Origin of the sequence: Agrobacterium sp. 33MFTa1.1 (assembly GCF_004328495.1) — a bacterium.
Taxonomy (GTDB): Bacteria; Pseudomonadota; Alphaproteobacteria; order Rhizobiales; family Rhizobiaceae; genus Agrobacterium; species Agrobacterium pusense.
In genome coordinates, this window is record NZ_CP036358.1 from 2,163,265 (window position 1) to 2,179,977 (window position 16,713).

At 57.9% G+C, this 16,713-nt stretch carries 12 protein-coding genes; 8 read left to right on the forward strand and 4 right to left on the reverse strand.

Annotated features, from left to right (window positions below; genetic code table 11):
* Positions 1 to 4: 4 nt before the first annotated feature.
* Positions 5 to 988 carry a DUF1839 family protein gene (locus tag EYD00_RS10955; RefSeq protein WP_004443665.1) on the forward strand — a complete coding sequence of 328 codons (984 nt, stop codon included), beginning with the start codon at positions 5 to 7 and terminating at the stop codon, positions 986 to 988.
* Positions 985 to 3,441, forward strand: a complete 2,457-nt coding sequence (locus tag EYD00_RS10960; protein ID WP_004443667.1) for a glycoside hydrolase family 2 protein — start codon at positions 985 to 987, stop codon at positions 3,439 to 3,441. The genes EYD00_RS10955 and EYD00_RS10960 overlap by 4 nt, the downstream gene beginning before the upstream one ends.
* Here EYD00_RS10960 and EYD00_RS10965 read toward each other — a convergent pair.
* Complete coding sequence (locus EYD00_RS10965; RefSeq protein WP_004443671.1) at positions 3,409 to 5,223, reverse strand: alpha/beta hydrolase family protein; 1,815 nt, start codon at positions 5,221 to 5,223, stop codon at positions 3,409 to 3,411. The genes EYD00_RS10960 and EYD00_RS10965 overlap by 33 nt on opposite strands.
* A 344-nt stretch (positions 5,224 to 5,567) precedes the next feature.
* Between EYD00_RS10965 and EYD00_RS10970 the strand changes: the two genes are divergently transcribed.
* From EYD00_RS10970 to EYD00_RS10985, 4 genes are all read left to right on the forward strand, one after another.
* Positions 5,568 to 8,285, forward strand: a complete 2,718-nt coding sequence (locus EYD00_RS10970) for an ABC transporter ATP-binding protein (protein WP_004443674.1) — start codon at positions 5,568 to 5,570, stop codon at positions 8,283 to 8,285.
* 43 nt (positions 8,286 to 8,328) lie between these two features.
* Entirely contained in the window at positions 8,329 to 8,784 is a 456-nt protein-coding gene (locus EYD00_RS10975) for a cyclic nucleotide-binding domain-containing protein (protein WP_004443676.1), read from the forward strand.
* A gap of 349 nt (positions 8,785 to 9,133) precedes the next feature.
* Positions 9,134 to 9,835 (forward strand): MBL fold metallo-hydrolase, encoded by a 702-nt coding sequence (locus EYD00_RS10980; protein ID WP_034500134.1) that lies wholly within the window; start codon positions 9,134 to 9,136, stop codon positions 9,833 to 9,835.
* A 216-nt stretch (positions 9,836 to 10,051) separates the two neighbouring features.
* A complete protein-coding gene (locus EYD00_RS10985) occupies positions 10,052 to 11,746 on the forward strand; it encodes an adenylate/guanylate cyclase domain-containing protein (RefSeq protein ID WP_004443680.1) in 1,695 nt (564 codons plus the stop codon).
* A 33-nt stretch (positions 11,747 to 11,779) separates the two neighbouring features.
* On the opposite strand, the gene EYD00_RS10990 is transcribed toward EYD00_RS10985, so the two are convergent.
* Entirely contained in the window at positions 11,780 to 12,262 is a 483-nt protein-coding gene (locus EYD00_RS10990; protein ID WP_004443681.1) for a class I SAM-dependent methyltransferase, read from the reverse strand.
* Between the two features lie 13 nt (positions 12,263 to 12,275).
* Positions 12,276 to 13,616 carry a nucleotide sugar dehydrogenase gene (locus EYD00_RS10995; RefSeq protein WP_004443682.1) on the reverse strand — a complete coding sequence of 447 codons (1,341 nt, stop codon included), beginning with the start codon at positions 13,614 to 13,616 and terminating at the stop codon, positions 12,276 to 12,278.
* Positions 13,617 to 13,743: 127 nt separating this feature from the next.
* Here EYD00_RS10995 and EYD00_RS11000 point away from each other — a divergent pair, with 127 nt between their 5' ends.
* Positions 13,744 to 14,841 (forward strand): glycosyltransferase family 4 protein, encoded by a 1,098-nt coding sequence (locus EYD00_RS11000; RefSeq protein ID WP_004443685.1) that lies wholly within the window; start codon positions 13,744 to 13,746, stop codon positions 14,839 to 14,841.
* A complete protein-coding gene (locus EYD00_RS11005) occupies positions 14,838 to 15,581 on the forward strand; it encodes a polysaccharide deacetylase family protein (RefSeq protein WP_004443687.1) in 744 nt (247 codons plus the stop codon). The genes EYD00_RS11000 and EYD00_RS11005 overlap by 4 nt, the downstream gene beginning before the upstream one ends.
* Here the strand turns inward: EYD00_RS11005 and EYD00_RS11010 are convergent.
* Positions 15,573 to 16,535, reverse strand: a complete 963-nt coding sequence (locus tag EYD00_RS11010; protein WP_004443690.1) for a glycosyltransferase family 32 protein — start codon at positions 16,533 to 16,535, stop codon at positions 15,573 to 15,575. The genes EYD00_RS11005 and EYD00_RS11010 overlap by 9 nt on opposite strands.
* Positions 16,536 to 16,713: the final 178 nt, after the last annotated feature.

The window sequence follows — 16,713 nt, forward strand, 5'->3', positions numbered from 1 at the left end:
ATCCATGCAGCAGATTTTTCCCGGTCTCGATCCCAAAAACTATGTGCAGCATCCGCTTCATTCTTCCGAAAGAATGTGGCCGGAAACCAATTGCTATATTGATTTATGGATCGAGGTGCTGGCCTCGAAAGGCTTATCCCCGGAAGCCATGTTCGGTTTCACCCTGACGCAGGACTTCGAAGGCGACCAGTTCACCTTCTTCAAGGTGCCGCTGGAAGACCTCGAAGCCCTTTATGGCGTTCGCGCCACCGAGCTTGCGATCTTCGATAAGGTGGAAAACCACATCCAGGCGCAGCTGGAACGCGGCCGCATCTGTCTGATCGAGATGGACAGTTTCCATATGCCCGATACCCATGGGGTGGGCTACCGCAAGGAACACGGCAAGACCACGATCGCCATCAACCGGCTCGATCTCGAAAAGCGGGAACTCGACTATTTTCACAATGCCGGCTTCTTCCATCTCTCCGGCGAGGACTTTGACGGGCTTTTCCAGCATCATCTGGCTGAAACCGACCCGCCTTTCCTGCCCTATACGGAATTTGCGAAATTCGCGGACGGCAATCCTTCACCGGCGCATGTTCGCAAGACCGCCGAACGGCTCCTGAAGTTTCATTTTTCCCGGCGACCTTCCTCCAACCCGGTCCGGGCCTTTGCAAAGGTGTTTCCGGCACAGGTGGAAAAGGTCGCAGACCGGCCCTTCGGGTTTTTCCACAAATACGCGTTCAATACGCTACGCCAACTAGGTGCCAATTTCGAACTGGCGGCAAGCCACTTCGAATGGTTGGACGCGGATAGTTTTTCTGAGGCAAAGAACCACGCGCTAAAAATCTCCGAGGTTGCCAAGACCGTGCAGTTCCAGCTTGCGCGCGCCGTCACCCGCCGCAAATTCGATGCGCTGGCCACCGTTCTCGATCCGGCCGCGGATGCATGGGATGGTCTGATGCAAAGCCTTGGCAAAAAACTGTCTGATGCCAGCGAGGCCGCGTGAGGACCTATCTTCCGGGTGAAAGCGAGGAATTGCTGAGCGAAGGCTGGACGCTGGCGCTGACGCCCGCCGATGCCTATGAAACGCCCTCCGATATTCCCGCCTCGCTCGAAAGCCTCCATGTCTCCGTTCCCGGAACCGTGGCGCAGGCTTTGGAAGCCGCTGAAAAGTTCGACCGCCTCGCTCCGACGCCCCTCAATGACAGGGACGCCTGGTACAGGCTGACGATGATTTCCGATGTCCGGGAGCGTGCCACCCTGCGCTTCGACGGTCTTTCCACCATCGCGGAGATCTTCTTCAACGGTGAGCTGATCGCGGCAAGCCAAAGCATGTTTGAAAGACTGGAAGTGCCTGTGGAACTGACGGGTGCGGATGAACTCGCGATCTGCTTCAGAGCGCTGGCACCCCGACTTGAAAAAACCGGTCCCCGCGCTCGCTGGCGGCCGCAAATGATGAATACGCAGGGGCTGCGGCTGATCCGCACCACTGCACTGGGTTATATGCCTGGATGGTGCCCGGAAATACACGCCGCCGGCCCATGGCGACCCATCAGCCTGATACGGCAGAACGGAATTCTCTGCACGCTGCAATCTTCGCTGGACGGGGCCGGAACGGGAAGGGTTAGCATCGCGCTGCAAGGCAACCGCCCGATAAAGTCGGCAAAGCTTGGCTGCGCCGGTCACAGCGCCGATCTTTCTCTAGACGAAGGCGGCACACTTTCCGGCGAACTGCGCATAACTGATGTGGAACAATGGTGGCCACACACGCATGGCAGGCCAACTCTGCATGACGTCGTTCTTGAGCTGGACGGCACGCAACATCGCCTTGCACGCACGGGTTTCCGGCAGGTCGAGATCGATCACGGCGACGACGGTAAAGGTTTCGGCCTCAGGGTGAACGGTCAACCGGTGTTCTGTCGTGGCGCGGTCTGGACGACGGCGGACATCGTGCACCTGCCGGGAATGAGGCCGGACTACGAGCCATGGCTTCGAAAAGCAGCGGAAGCGGGCATGAACATGATCCGCATCGGCGGCACCATGACCTATGAGACCCCGGAATTCTTCGCACTTTGCGACGAACTCGGCATCATGGTCTGGCAGGACGCCATGCTCGCCAATTTCGATTATCCGGCAAGGGACGAGAGTCTGCGCCAGCACATCGTCACGGAAATCTCGCAGTTCCTTGAAGCCACCGCGCTTTCTCCATCGCTCGCCATTTTTTGCGGTGGCAGTGAAATGTACCAGCAGGGCGCGATGCTCGGCCTTCCGGAACAGATATGGAAGGGAACGCTGACCGAAGAGGTTCTGCCGGAACTTCTTGCCGACAAGCGGCCTGACGCGGCCTATGTCGCCAATTCCCCCTCCGGCGGCGCATTGCCCTTTTTTCCGAACACCGGGGTCGGCCATTATTACGGCGTCGGCGCCTATTGCCGTCCGCTGGAAGATGCGCGTCGCGCCGGTCTGCGCTTTGCCGCCGAGTGCCTGGCCTTCGCCAATGTTCCCGAACAGGAAACGCTGGACAGGTATCTACCCGGCGTGGCCGTGCACGATCCACGGTGGAAAGCGCATGCACCGCGCGATCGCGGCGCCTCCTGGGATTTCGAGGATGTTCGCGATCACTATCTGAAGCTGCTTTACGATGTCGAACCGGACGTTCTGCGGCGAGAAGACGGCGGTCTTTATCTCGACATGTCCCGGGCCGCGACGGCCGAAGTCATGGAGGCGACTTTCGCCGAATGGCGGCGCAGCGGTTCATCCTGCCAGGGCGCTCTTGTCTGGACCCTGCAGGACCTCCTTCCCGGTGCAGGCTGGGGTATCATCGATGCCACCGGCAGGCCGAAATCCGTCTGGCATGCGCTGAAAAGGGCGTTTCGCCCCGTCCAAGTCAATCTGCTCGACGAGGGCACGAACGGGTTGGACATTCAGCTGATCAACGAGACCGGCGACACCTTCGAGAGCATGCTCGAACTCACCTGCCTGCGCGACGGCGCCCAGCCCGTCGTTCATGCCAAGCGGTCGATCACGCTGTCATCGCGACAGAGCCAGACGATTGCCGCGACTGATCTGTTCGGGGCGTTTTTCGATACGACCTACACTTACCGTTTCGGCCCGCCGTCCCATGATGTCACGGTGGCCCGGCTTCGCGACGTTGCGACCGGACAAGTCATTGCTGATGCATTCCATTTTCCGCTCGGCCGGAAAAAGGCGCTGCACGCGGCAAACCTCCAGGTCGCCATCAGCCAAAACAACGATATCTGGTCGCTTGAGATCGGCACTGACCGTCTGGCGCAGTCTGTCCATGTTGCCGCAGAAGGTTACCGCGCTTCGGAAAACTGGTTCCACCTTGCCCCCGGCGAGAGCAGAAAGATCGGCCTTGTGCCGGAGACCGCAGGATCTCAGACGCCTCCTTCCGGTGACGTGGTGTCATTGGGGTCCAGGCGGCGATTTTCCTTTTAGGGCCACGCGCGTCACGGTCTCCATATAGGTTCTCTTCGCATCAGGCGTGGAGAGGTTGTGGTCGGCATCGGGGATGATGGTCAGCGACACATTTCGATAGGCGGACAGCCCCTGCCCGTCGGCGTCGAAATAATAGCGGAAATGCTCAAGACCATCATCATTATCGCTGTAAAGCAGATTGACGGCAGTCCCTTTTGCCTTCAGCAGATCGAAAGCGCGGTATACGGCCCGTCCTTCCTCGCTGCCACGGCGGAACAGCCTCGCGGTTTTTGTCGAAAGCTTCTTCATCGTCGCCTTGACGATATTCAATCCGGCACTGACAACATCCACATCGCCGCTGATGAGACGCTTGAACGTGGCGCCCTGACGAAAGCGCTGACTGTATTCCCCAAAGGAGCGGGGCCGCTTGTGCAACGCCTCATCGACCGAACGGCCTTTCCGCCAGTGGAAGACAACCGGGTTCACGGCAACCACCGCTTCAATCCTGCCATCGACAAGCGCGCCATTAAAGGCAAGGTATGCGCCGCTACATCGGCCCGCCGCGATGAACGGACCATTGCTGCCCCGTTCGAGGAAATCGAGCGCGGCGGACACATCGTCATTCTGCGCGGCATCGTAAAGAACCTGATCCGGCACGCCTTTTACCGGCGGACTATCGGCAATGTTGGCCGCATCGAAACGGAGGGAAGCGACGCCCTCCCGGGCAAGCGCCCGGGCGATCTGCACCGAAAGCCTGCCCCAGCCCGCGTGCCGGTCATAGGCCGCCCCGAGCAGCAGAACCGAGGAGACCGCACGCCGGTCGTGCGGTGTGCAGGAAACGCCAAAAAGTCGCCCGCCCTCACCAAACTGCACCGGCTGTTCGAAAAAACCCTGACCGCGCTGCGCCGCGTTGATGACGAAATCAGCCGGGCAGGCCGCGGAGCCTGAGGCCTGTGTCTGAGAAGAGACCCAGCCCACCAGCCGGCTCACCACATTTTCCGATATTTTCGACAGCGTGGGACTGGAAACGAGATCGTCATAGCCCGAAAATTCGGCCTCCTCCACCTCACCGCCGATTGCGGTGAGGTGTGTGGCGAAATCACCGTCCGTGACGCGGCCCGGTCTCGACAGAACGAGAATGCGGCGAGCCGGAGCGGCATCGAGATTCGAAAGATTGATCTTCTTGACGATATCGGCCACACCGGCTGGCATCGCCATGCCGGCGATTGCACCAGCCTGTGGCATGCGTTGGCTGGCACGCAGGCCAAGTCCATCGTCGATCATCGAAGACCACATCGCCAGTTCGCGCAGATAGGCACGTCCTGAGACGACGGGTGCCAGAAACGCCATGGAGCTGGCGGCTCCGCCAAGCGCCTCCGCAGCGATCGGGCAACCGAGGCCCTGGGCGATGACGACCACGCCCGAGCATCCGGAGAGGCGCCTGAGATAGTTCAGCGCCGCCCGCGTATCGGAAAGCCAGTCCGCCACGCGGCTCGCATCTTCCGGATCAAGTGCATCTCCGGTGCCAAGATAGTCAAACCGCAGGCTGGCGACCCCGCAAGCCGCAAGCCGTTCGGCCAGAACCCTTTGGAACTTGCGGCTGCAAAGCTCCTCCATGCCCCACGGGCTGACAAAAAGAACGGCGTGTTCCTGCCGCAAGTCCTGGCGTGCCGGATGAAAAATACCCGCAAGCCCGTCAAAGGAAACCGGACGGGCGATCGTGCCGTCCGCCGCGATGCCGGAAAGCAATAATGCATCGAGGGAAGAATTGCTGCTTGTATGCTCTGAAATATCTATTGCCATAGACCTTGCCACCATTGCGCCAGCGTCGGGCTCAACCATTACGGGATCATTATACCGAAGTGTCTTAATGCCTGTTCTACAATAAAAACAATAACATTAGAGAATCCTAAAAATACCATGTCGTCTGGATCGACGAAAACGCATGCGATGCAGACAGAATGGCTTCGCGTGGCGACAGGTCGCGTTTGAGCCGCTATTTTTCTCGAAACCGCTTGAATATGCTGATAAATAGCGAGTCACATACCTATTTGCAGGAGGAGGTTGCGCCACCCGGCCGCCGGATCATCTAGACACCGCGCAAACCAACACGCCGGGCCCGCCCCGACAGGTCATAGAAGTTTTATATGGAACAAAGCCTTACGCGTTACATCTGGTCGCATACCAAGCGGCAGCAGCTTTTCATCCTGCTGATCGTCGCCCTGTCCATGATCCCTTATTTCCTCGCCTTCGACCTGCCCAAGCAGATCGTCAACGGCCCCATTCAGGGAGACGGCTTCGAAGGAGCGAATGCAACCCAGCTCTTCATGCATCTCACGGTCGATATCCCCTATTGGGGCACCGTGACCCTGTTCCCGGGGCTTGAGCTCAACCGCATGTCGATGCTGATGGCGCTCAGCCTGACGTTCCTTGCGCTTGTTATCATCAATGGGCTCTTCAAATATTACATCAATACCTACAAGGGCCGGCTTGGCGAACGGCTTCTGCGGCGTATTCGCTTCGAACTTATCGACAAGATCCTGAGGTTTCCGCCCAGCCATTTCAAACGGGTGAAGGGTGCAGAAATCTCCAGCATGGTGAAGGACGAGGTAGAGCCGCTCGGCGGTTTTACCGGCGACGCCTTCGTGCAGCCGGCCCTTCTCGGCGGCCAGGCGCTCTCCGCCCTCTTCTTCATTCTCGTGCAGAACTTCTGGCTCGGCCTGATCGCGGCCTTCATGGCGGCAATTCAGGTCGGCATCATTCCCAAGATGCGCCGCCGCCTCATCGAACTCGGCCGTCAGCGGCAGCTGAGTGCACGCCAGCTCGCCGGACGTATCGGTGAAATGGTCGACGGCATCGGCACGATTCATGCCTATGACACGTCCAATTACGAGCGTGCGGATGCTTCGCATCGCCTCGGCGACATCTTCAAGATTCGCTACGATCTCTACCAGTGGAAGTTTCTGGTCAAATTCATCAACAACTTCCTTGCCCAGCTGACCCCCTTCTTCTTTTATGCGCTGGGCGGATATCTGACCCTGAAGGGCAGCCTCGATGTGGGGCAGCTGGTCGCCGTCATCAACGCCTATAAGGAACTGCCAGGGCCGCTGAAGGAGCTGATCGACTGGGATCAGGCCCGGCAGGATGTGCAGGTAAAGTACGAGCAGGTCTTCGAACAGTTCGATGCGCCGAACATGATCGACGAGAAGGTGCAGAAACTTTCTCCCGGTGCCGTCGCAGCCATCAGCGCACCGCTCGTCGTCGCCAATCTGACGCTCGAAGACGATAGCGGCAGCCGGCTTCTGGAACAGGCATCCCTCAAGATGGAGCCGGGTGAGGTTATCGCCATCGTCGGTGGTGCCGGAGGCGAGGCACTGGCGGATGCGATAGGCCGCACGCTCTGGCCGAGCTCAGGCAAGATCAGCATCAACGACGTCGACATTCTGGAATTGCCGGAATCGCTGACGGGACGGCGCATCTCCTACGTGTCCTCGGACAGCTATTTCTTCCATGCCAGCCTGAAGGACAACCTGCTATACGGTCTCAAACACGCGCCGCTTGCAGAGAAAAACTATGAGGGCGCGGCGCTGGACCATCGCAAATGGGAAATCCGTGAAGCGAAGATGGCCGGCAATCCGCTGATCGACATCAACAGCGAATGGATCGATTATGCTTCGAGTCCGGCAGGCGACGGCAAACCGGAAAATCTCATACAGGCCATTCTAGCTGTTCTCGACAGTGTGGAACTGTCGCAGGATATTCTGGAATTCGCCCTGCGATCGTCGATCGACCCGTTGACAGACCTGCATCTCGCCGCCCGGATCGTTGAATTGCGACATGTCCTGCGCGCCGAGCTGGAAAAGGAAAATCTGAGCGGCCTGATCGCGCCTTTCGAGCTGGAGAGCTACAATAGCGAGGCGACGGTCGGCGAAAACCTGCTTTTCGGCACCATGCGGGACTCGTCCCAGTCAATCAGGACGGTCATCGAAAGCGACTATTTCCGCTCTTTGATGCGCGAGACCGGCCTGGTCAAAACCCTGTTCGAAATGGGCTACACGATCGCCGAGAACATCGTGGAAATCTTCGCCGATCTGCCGGGGGATCACCCCTTCTTCCAGCAGCTCACCTTCATGACGCCTGACGATATTCCGGTCTATCAGCAGATGCTGCAACGCCTTCAGGGCCGGAATTTCGACGAGGCCAATGAAAGCGAAAAACGCGCGATGCTGCGGCTGAGCTTCTTCTATATCGAGCCCCGCCAGCGTTTCGGCCTGCTGACGCCGGAAATCATGAACCGCATCGTCGAGGTCCGGCACATGTTCCATGAGAAGCTGCCCGACAGTCTGAAAAACGTGATCGAAATCTACGATCCGACCAAATACATGAGCGCCACCAGTCTTCTGGATAATATCCTCTTTGGCAAGGTAAGCCACCGCTACACCGATGCTTCAAGGCGCATCACCCGCATCGTTGCTGACGTCATGCGCAAGCAGGGCGTTTACGAACGGGTGCTGGCGGTGGGTCTGGATTTCAATCTGGGTGCAGGCGGCAAACGACTAGGCCCGCTACAGCGCCAGAAGCTTAATCTGGCACGGGCGCTGATCCGGAAATCCGACATTTACGTCTTCAACCGCCCGCTTCCGGGCCTCGACCCGAGACAGCAGGAAGAAATTGTTGAACGGGTCATCACACTCCTGAAACAGAACAACAATAACCCCTCGATCATATGGGTTCTGTCGAATGCGCACCTCTCGCGCATGTTCGAGAGGGTCATCGTTGTTCATCAGGGGCTGATCACCGCTGACGGAAGTTACGAGACTCTGGTCGAGGAAAACGGTACATTCAAGGAGATGGTCGCGACATAATTCCAAGAATGTGACCGAGGTGGAACAATAACAGGGTAAGGCAATGCTGTTCAAAGACGAAATTCAGATGCTGAAAAGGGTGCCGTTTTTTTCCGAAATGGAACCCTCCAAGTTGAAACTGCTCGCATTCGCATCGGACCGCGTTTCCTATCACGCCGGCGACGTGCTGTTCCGGCAGGGTGACGTCGGCGACGCGGCCTATGTGCTGCTGACCGGAAAGGTTGATGTTCTTGTCGATTCTCCCTCTGGTACTTTGAAAGTGGCGGAAATGACGGGCAACGCCATCGTCGGGGAAATCGCAATTCTCTGCGACAGCGTCAGAACCGCCACCGTCCGCGCCTCCACCAATGTGGAAGCTCTTCGGATCGGCAAGGAACAATTCTTCAAGCTGATGTCCGATTTCCCCGATATCACTATCAAGGTCATGCGCGTTCTGGCCGAACGTCTCACCCAGACGACGGCTGAACTCAGCAAAGCCAGGACAAACGCCAGAACATAAGCGGCAATTCTATGCTCCCCCGGCGGTCGATATTGGAAAAATAAATGTCGTACTATTGCAATATAAATGAAATGCTGACTGAATAAGGGGTAAAGGCATCCGCCCAAAAAGGGCGGGAAATAAGATCTATAGAGACAACGGGCTTCATGGGAGGAAAGCGTGCAAGATTCCGTTGTCATTGGGGTGTGTCATGGCGTTCAATTCCGACACTGCGGGTCGGGAAAGTAACAGAAATTTTCGGGTGAAGATCTGGGGGGCGCGGGGAACGCTTCCTGTTTCAGGTGAAAACTTCCGAAAATACGGTGGGAATACCATCTGCATCGAGGTTCGATGCGGCGACCATGTTCTTTTGTTCGATGCGGGGTCGGGACTTCATCCCGCAGGCATGGCGCTTCGGGCGGAAGGGGTTACCGACGTCGATCTTTTCTTCTCCCATTGCCACTACGACCACATTGTCGGTTTTCCCTATTTCAAGCCATTCTATAATAGCTGCAATGACGTCTCGATTTGGTCGGGTCATCTCGCGGGCACCATGACGACACGGGAAATGCTCAAGGACTTCATGAGCCCGCCCTGGTTTCCCGTGCCGCTGGAAATTTGCTGCGCAAAAATCGACACGCGGGATTTCATGCCCGGTGATACCCTAGACGTTCATCCGGGCCTCTCGATCCGAACCGGCATGCTGAACCATCCTGGCAACGCCGTCGGATACCGGCTGGACTGGGAGGGAAAGTCCCTCGCCATCATCACCGATACCGAACACGAGCCCGGCGGCATCGACGAAACTGTGCTTGATCTCATCCGGGATACCGATCTTTTCCTTTATGACGCCATGTTTACCGATGACGAGATGGGCCTTTATCGCGGCTATGGCCATTCGTCCTGGCAGCAGGCGATCCGCCTCGCCCAGTTGGCCGATGCGAAAAATGTCGGTTTCATCCATCATGCCCCAAGCCGCAGCGACGAAGAGCTGGACATGATCGAAAAACAGGCGAAAGCCCTGTTCAGCGGCGCATTCGCAGCCATGGACGGTCAGGTCATCGAAATCTGATAGCCGCCGTCATGGTGTTTTTGACTTCGCGTGACTATTTGACCGGAAATCTGAAGAGGCCTCACCAGTCATTGGTGGCTTCGGGTACTTAAACACGCATAATTGACCATCGCCGCTCGTTTGCTCCACGATATTGCCACGAGATGTCATGCACTAAAGACGCGACGATCGACCGACTGATGATTCTGGGCCGAACGACCTCACGATGGGATTTGCATGATCCGTTTCTTTTCGGAAACCAGTTTGAGACGCGCCCGGATTTTATCCGGCCTGATTATATTTGCCTTTGTCTTTTCGCATCTTTTCAATCATTCCCTTGCGCTCATTTCCATCGACACCGCCGAACGGGCTCGAAAATGGTTCAGCCTCATCTGGCTCAACCCTGTTAGCAGCCTGCTTTTCTACGGATCGGTCCTGGTGCATGTCAGCCTGGTCCTGCGCTCGCTTTACCAGCGTCGAACGTTGCGCATGCCGCTTCGTGAAGCGCTTCAGGTCATCTTCGGCCTGTCGATCCCCTTCCTCATTCTGAGCCATGCAGTGAACATCCGCGTGTCGCACATGCTCTACGGCATCGACATCGGTTATTATACCGTCGTCCGCCGGCTCTGGATCAACAATCCCGTGGGAGGCGCGTGGCAAAGTCTCGCCCTGATCGTCATCTGGATACACGGATGTATCGGCCTCTATTTCTGGCTGCGTTATCGCGACTGGTACCCGAAAATCGCCGGCATCTTCATGACCATAGCTGTGATGCTGCCGCTTCTGGCGCTGCTGGGCTTCAGCGATGCCGGCCGTTGGCTCGAGGAAGTCGACCGCAAATATGCGCTTCCTCCGGGACTGGGCGACACGATCGTTCAGAGAGACGAACTTCCGCTGCAGCGGGAGATGGAAACACGAATCCGGTTTATCACCGGGACGACAGAGGCGATTTTTGCCGGCGCGGTGATGCTGGTCTTCGCGATGCGCGGTGTAAGAAGCTGGCGACAGCGGTTGACGGCCATCGAAATCCGCTACGAACATGGTGCGCAGGCGCGCGTGCCGGCGGGACTCAGCATTCTGGAAGCCAGCCGTCTGGCAGGCATCCCGCATTATTCCGTATGCGGCGGTAAAGGACGATGTTCGACCTGCCGGGTGAGAGTCATGGAAAGCAAGGGGCAGCTCCCTCCGCCCGGAGACATCGAGCAAACCACATTAAGACGCATCCATGCCGATTCGGATGTGCGGCTCGGCTGCCAGCTGCGTCCCACCCATGATCTCGGCGTTGCCCTTCTGGTTTCACCGCCCCAGCACAGTGACCTGCCGGCGGACGCCCAGCCGGCCCGGCCGGGCCGAGAAGAGGAGATCGCCATTCTCTTCTGCGATCTACGCAATTTCACGACTTTGTCGGAAGCGAAGCTGCCCTACGATGTCGTCTTTCTCCTGAACCGCTATTTCACCATCGTCGGCCAGGCCGTCGAACAGGCGGGGGGCCATCTCGACAAATTTATCGGTGACGGCGCCATGGCGCTTTTTGGACTAGGCGACGACAGCCAGCACGCCTGTCGCAATGCCATGAAGGCGGCAGCAATCATATTGCGGGATATTGCGATCCTGAACGAAGGGCTGGAGAAACAATTCGCCGTGCGTCTTGAGGTGGTGGTTGGCATTCACGCAGGTCCGAGCATCGTCGGGGTCATGGGATATGGGGCTGCCAAAACGCTGACGGCCATTGGCGATACCGTCAACGTGGCAAGCAGGCTTGAATCCAAAGCCAAGGAATTTGGCGCCGCAATCGTGGTCTCCGAACCGGCCATCATACAGGCGGGACAGGATATTGCCGATCTCAGAAGCGAACAGGTCTCCATTCGCGGTCGAAACTCACAAATGAAGGTGTTTCTACTCTCGGAGGAAGAGAGCGAACGCTATTTGTGACAGGACCCGGAAGTTTGCGGCCGGACCGATCTTTTATATCTTGCGATAGAGAAAATAACGGTCTGTCGGCACGCTCTCCGGAACCGGCAACGGTTTCAGCAGGGGATGATCGAGAGGCAGACCGCTGACAGCGACGCCGCCTTTCGCCAGCATGCCGGCGGCGAGATCGGGCAACCATGTCAATGTGATCGCATCTTTTTCCGGATAGCCCGTGCCGATATCGGCATGCACCATTGCCGCTTCCGCACCGACGAATGCGGGAGCGGTCTGCGATATCTCGCCGATCACCAGGTCTTCGTCTGCCGGAACGGACGAAGCATGGGCACCCATGGCCCTGTCAAACGCAATGATCCTGCGCCCCGGAAACAGTTCCCGCAGATGATTGAAAGTTCGCCCGTTTCCAAGGCCGATTTCCATGAGCGCACCCTCATGCGGCATATCAAGATTGGCGGCGACATGATTGAGAATGTCACGCTGCGCGGTCAACCGGCGAATGAAACTGTCCAGTCTGCTCATGATCCGTCCGTTATCAGGCCTTGATGATGTGTCTTGCGGAAATGCCCCGGCGCGCGAAGGCGTTTCGCGTGTCGATGATCAGCGGAGCCCATTCGGCAAGGTCGGCATAGTCCACATTGTCATGGTCGGTCGCAACCAGAACAGCATCGAAAGCGCTGATGGACTGCCTGTCCCAGGAGACGGACTTCATGCCCATCAGGTGGCTGTATTCCCGTGTCTTCGGGATTTCGGCCACATGCGGATCAAAATAGGCCGCTTCGCCACCGCGCTCCTGAACAAGCTCGATGAGCTTCAATGAAGGGCTTTCACGAATATCGGGCACATTTTTCTTGTAGGCGAGACCGACGACCAGCACCTTCGAGCGGCTGAGCGCCTTGCCGGAATGGATGTCGAGCGCTTCCGCAACCCGCCCCACAACGTGGCGCGGCATGCCGGTGTTGATTTCACCTGCAAGCTCGATGAACCGCGTTGGCAATTCATATTCGCGAGATTTCCAAGTGAGATAGAAAGGGTCGATCGGTATGCAGTGACCGCCAAGACCGGGGCCGGGATAAAATGGCATGAAACCGAACGGCTTGGTTTTTGCCGCATCGATGACTTCCCATATATCGATACCCATGGCCTCGTAGACGACCTTAAGTTCGTTGACGAGCGCAATATTGACGGCGCGGAAGACATTCTCTGTAATCTTCACGGCCTCCGCCGTCGCATTGGTCGAGACCGGAACGATTTTCTTGACCACCGATCCGTAAAAAGCCGCCATCAGCTGCCCAGCGGCCTCGCCGTCACCCGCAACGACCTTCGGAATGGTCGACGTCTCAAAGTCCCGGTTGCCGGGATCTTCCCGCTCGGGGGAAAAGCCGATGAAGAAATCGATACCTGAGACGAGACCGGTGCTCTCCAGAATGGTTTTCACAATCCCATCGGTCGTGCCGGGATAGGTGGTGGATTCCAGCACCACAAGCTGCCCCTTGCGCAGATGCGCGGCAATGTCGTGACAGGTCTTCTCGACATAGGAAAGGTCTGGCTCGCGATACTTCGTCAGCGGCGTCGGTACGCAGATGGCGATCACGTCACACTCGGCCAGTCTGGAGAAGTCGCATGTGGCAACAAAGCCGTCATTTTGCCTGGCTCCTGCGAGCACGGCATCCGAAACCGCCTCGATATAGCTCTGACCCGCATCTATCGCAGTAATTTTACCGGGGTCGATGTCGAAACCGACAACCTTGAAACCAGCTCTGGCGATCGTCATGGCAAGGGGCAGGCCCACATAGCCGAGGCCGATTACGCCCGCTTTGGCGCTCTTGTTCTCAATGCTGGAAAGCAGGGCTTGGGAAATGTCTGGAGAAGTCAAAGCGTGTCACGCTCCGCGCATGTGCAAAAGATGTCTTTCAGTTGGCCAAGAATGGCGAGGCTGTCAAGGCTCCACACCTTCAAATTCCGGTTGACGCCAGAGGCACGACCAACGCACAACCATCCGCATGAAGATCGCCTTTTATTCGCCGCTCAAAGCACCCAACCACCCCGTTCCTTCCGGCGACCGGTTGATGGCCCGCCTGTTGATGCAGGCGATGGCAATGGGTAGCCATGAGGTTTTTGTCGCGTCCGAGCTGCGAAGCTTCCTTAGACAGCCGGATGATCCCGAGCGGTCGTCCCTCGCCGACCGGGCCGAACGTGAAGTAGAGACTATTGCGGAGCGCTGGCGGTTGCACGGCGCACCGGACCTGTGGTTTTGTTATCACCCGTACTACAAGGCTCCAGACCTGCTCGGACCGGAACTCACCAGCCGTTTCAATATATCCTACGTCACCGCCGAAGCATCCTATTCACCAAAGCGCAACGCCATGGGCTGGCAGGCAGTGCAGGACGGGTTGTTGTCGTCGTTGAACGAAGCCGCAGTCAATATCTGCTTCACCGAACGGGATCGCGAAGGGCTCGTACAGGCCTCTCCTGGGCTTCAATGGGCGATGCTCCCGCCTTTCATCGACCCCGCGCCCTTTCTCAAGGTTGTTCCCCAGCCGAAACGGACACGGCTCATCACCGTCGCCATGATGAGGGCGGGCGACAAACTCGAGAGCTATCGCGCCCTGTCGAACGCTCTCGCCCTGCTACCACAAGACCTAGACTGGACACTTGAGATCGTTGGCGACGGTCCGGAACGCGAGGCGGTGCAAGCCATGTTCAGCGGCTTCCCTGAAAATCGCCTCGTCTGGCACGGGCAAAAAGCCGCAGACGAGATCGCAGCGCTTCTCTCGAAAGCTGCCATTTATGTCTGGCCGGGTCACGGCGAGGCCTACGGCCTTGCCTATCTGGAAGCACAGGCGGCCGGCCTGCCCGTCATCGCCGAAAAAGTGGCGGGCGTTCCCGAAGTCGTAAAATCTGGCGCCACCGGATTACTGACACCTGAAAATGATAGTGCCGCTTATGCCGATGCGATCAAGGCCCTGCTTTACGACGACAGGCGGCGACAGGAACTGGCAAAAGCAGCCCGCCGGTTCGTCATGCATGAGCGGTCTCTGGAAAATGCCGCAACCAAGCTGAACGATATTTTGATGCAAGCAAAGGCACGAAGATCATGAGTCTCGAAAAACTCGTCGCAGCACTGGACGAATGCGGACGTCGCGGCATTTCGGCCGATCTGTGGCTCAGGGACGACGATGCAGTGGACCCGACGGGGGCACTCGATACCCTGCTTGATCTTTGCGAAAGTTTCTCGGTTCCGGTCACCCTCGCGGTCATTCCCGAAACGACGACCCGCAGGCTCGCGCAGCATCTGGATGCCTCGGACATTGCCCAGGTGGCGGTTCACGGCTGGTCGCATACCAATTACGCCGGCGATGGACAAAAGAAACAGGAGCTTGGCCTCCACCGGGAACTTCCCCTCGTTCTCGACGAGCTGCAGTCCGGGCTGGAAAAACTCTACGATCTGCATGGACCGCGTGTCGTGCCCATGCTGGTGCCCCCGTGGAACCGCATCGACGCCCATATAGTGAGGGAACTGACAAGGCTTGGATATCGGGCCCTCTCCGTTTTCGGTCCGGAGAAGGACACAGCGCCGCCATGTCTGAATACGCATGTGGATGTGATCGATTGGCATGGCAGCCGCGGCGGCCGTGACCACGATGTCCTGTTTGCCGAGACGGCGGCCCGCATCCTGCGCGCTGCCGAGGAAGGCGGCACAATCGGCATCCTTACCCATCATCTCGTGCATGATGACACCGTCTGGCATTTCCTCCGGCGGCTTTTCGAGGTGACCGCACGGCACCGCGCAGCACGCTGGTGCTCCTCTAAAGACCTCGTCGAAGCAATCTCACCATGATTTCCAGGCGATCAGCAGCCCGCCGGCATCCTTGGCCAGATCCCGCCTGATCTCATCAACTGTATCAAACGGCGTTCGGTCCGGAACGGATGCCGCGACAAACGCTGCCGGTGCAAGGCTGATGCTTCCCTGCCGGGCAATGACGGTGAAAATCAACGGCCCGGTGGACCACCACGCCGGCGCGCGCGGCATTTCTTCGAGAATGTCGGGAAAGGCGGCCAGCATCTTGCGAAAGACCGGATGCGCAGCTGGAGCGGCAATGAAGGAATTAGCGAGAAGCATACTTCCCTGTCCGGTATTCCGCGGCGTTTTTTCATCAAACACCGTGAGACCCGCAAGGGGAAGGAATGAATCGAAACTCACGTCGTCGCGCGCCGGATACCAGTCGCAGTCGAGATAGATGCCGCCGAACCGCTCGAGCAGGATGTAGCGGGCGACGTCAACAGCACCCGGATAGTCGCCCTCGCTCAGCATCCTGTTAAAGACGCTATTCGCAAAAACCCCTTCCCGCTCAAGATCGGCTTCCCGCCAAAGGCGATAATCGTAGCCGTGCTTCAGCGCATGGGCAGCCCAGGCCTCGACCGACATGGGCGGCGATTTCTCACCAATCCATATCTGATGAATGAGCCTCGGCACATCCTCCCGGCTTTTGAGGTTTATTGTGCGGCGTTCTTCCACGGAAAATCGCGCATATTTTTCCAGCACCTGCGGGGGTGGCACCAGCGTATACTGATATCCGATCTTCGCGACCATATCGCCTTCGGCCTTGGCAAGACGCAGCCGTGCGGCATGCAGCCGGCGCGGCAGGCCGAGCACCGTCTGCTCTCCCATCAGATGCCCGTCCTTTGCTGCAACCAGCGATAAGAGAAGCGCGTTCGCCTCAGCATATTGGCCGTTATTCTGCAACTGACGCGCATCGTTCAGCTTGGCGTCGTAATATTTCTTGTCGGACATGGATCCTCGTTCGAAAGCTCCCGTCAGCATATTACGAAACAAGCGCGGTGGGGCAAGTCGCAGCATTTCGGAAGCCGGCTTCAAATTTGCTAAAGAATTCGATGTTTCAGAAGGATAGACAGACAACAAACCCTGCGATAACGTTGCTTTAAGCCCTCCCGAGCAATTGTCACAAGGC

What these genes read in the sequence shown, in the direction of transcription:
- EYD00_RS10955 (WP_004443665.1), top strand. Translation starts at nt 5, where the DNA reads ATGCAGCAGATTTTTCCCGGTCTCGATCCCAAAAACTATGTGCAGCAT.
- EYD00_RS10965 (WP_004443671.1), bottom strand. Translation starts at nt 5,223, where the DNA reads ATGGCAATAGATATTTCAGAGCATACAAGCAGCAATTCTTCCCTCGAT.
- EYD00_RS10970 (WP_004443674.1), top strand. Translation starts at nt 5,568, where the DNA reads ATGGAACAAAGCCTTACGCGTTACATCTGGTCGCATACCAAGCGGCAG.
- EYD00_RS10975 (WP_004443676.1), top strand. Translation starts at nt 8,329, where the DNA reads ATGCTGTTCAAAGACGAAATTCAGATGCTGAAAAGGGTGCCGTTTTTT.
- EYD00_RS10985 (WP_004443680.1), top strand. Translation starts at nt 10,052, where the DNA reads ATGATCCGTTTCTTTTCGGAAACCAGTTTGAGACGCGCCCGGATTTTA.
- EYD00_RS10990 (WP_004443681.1), bottom strand. Translation starts at nt 12,262, where the DNA reads ATGAGCAGACTGGACAGTTTCATTCGCCGGTTGACCGCGCAGCGTGAC.
- EYD00_RS11000 (WP_004443685.1), top strand. Translation starts at nt 13,744, where the DNA reads ATGAAGATCGCCTTTTATTCGCCGCTCAAAGCACCCAACCACCCCGTT.
- EYD00_RS11005 (WP_004443687.1), top strand. Translation starts at nt 14,838, where the DNA reads ATGAGTCTCGAAAAACTCGTCGCAGCACTGGACGAATGCGGACGTCGC.
- EYD00_RS11010 (WP_004443690.1), bottom strand. Translation starts at nt 16,535, where the DNA reads ATGTCCGACAAGAAATATTACGACGCCAAGCTGAACGATGCGCGTCAG.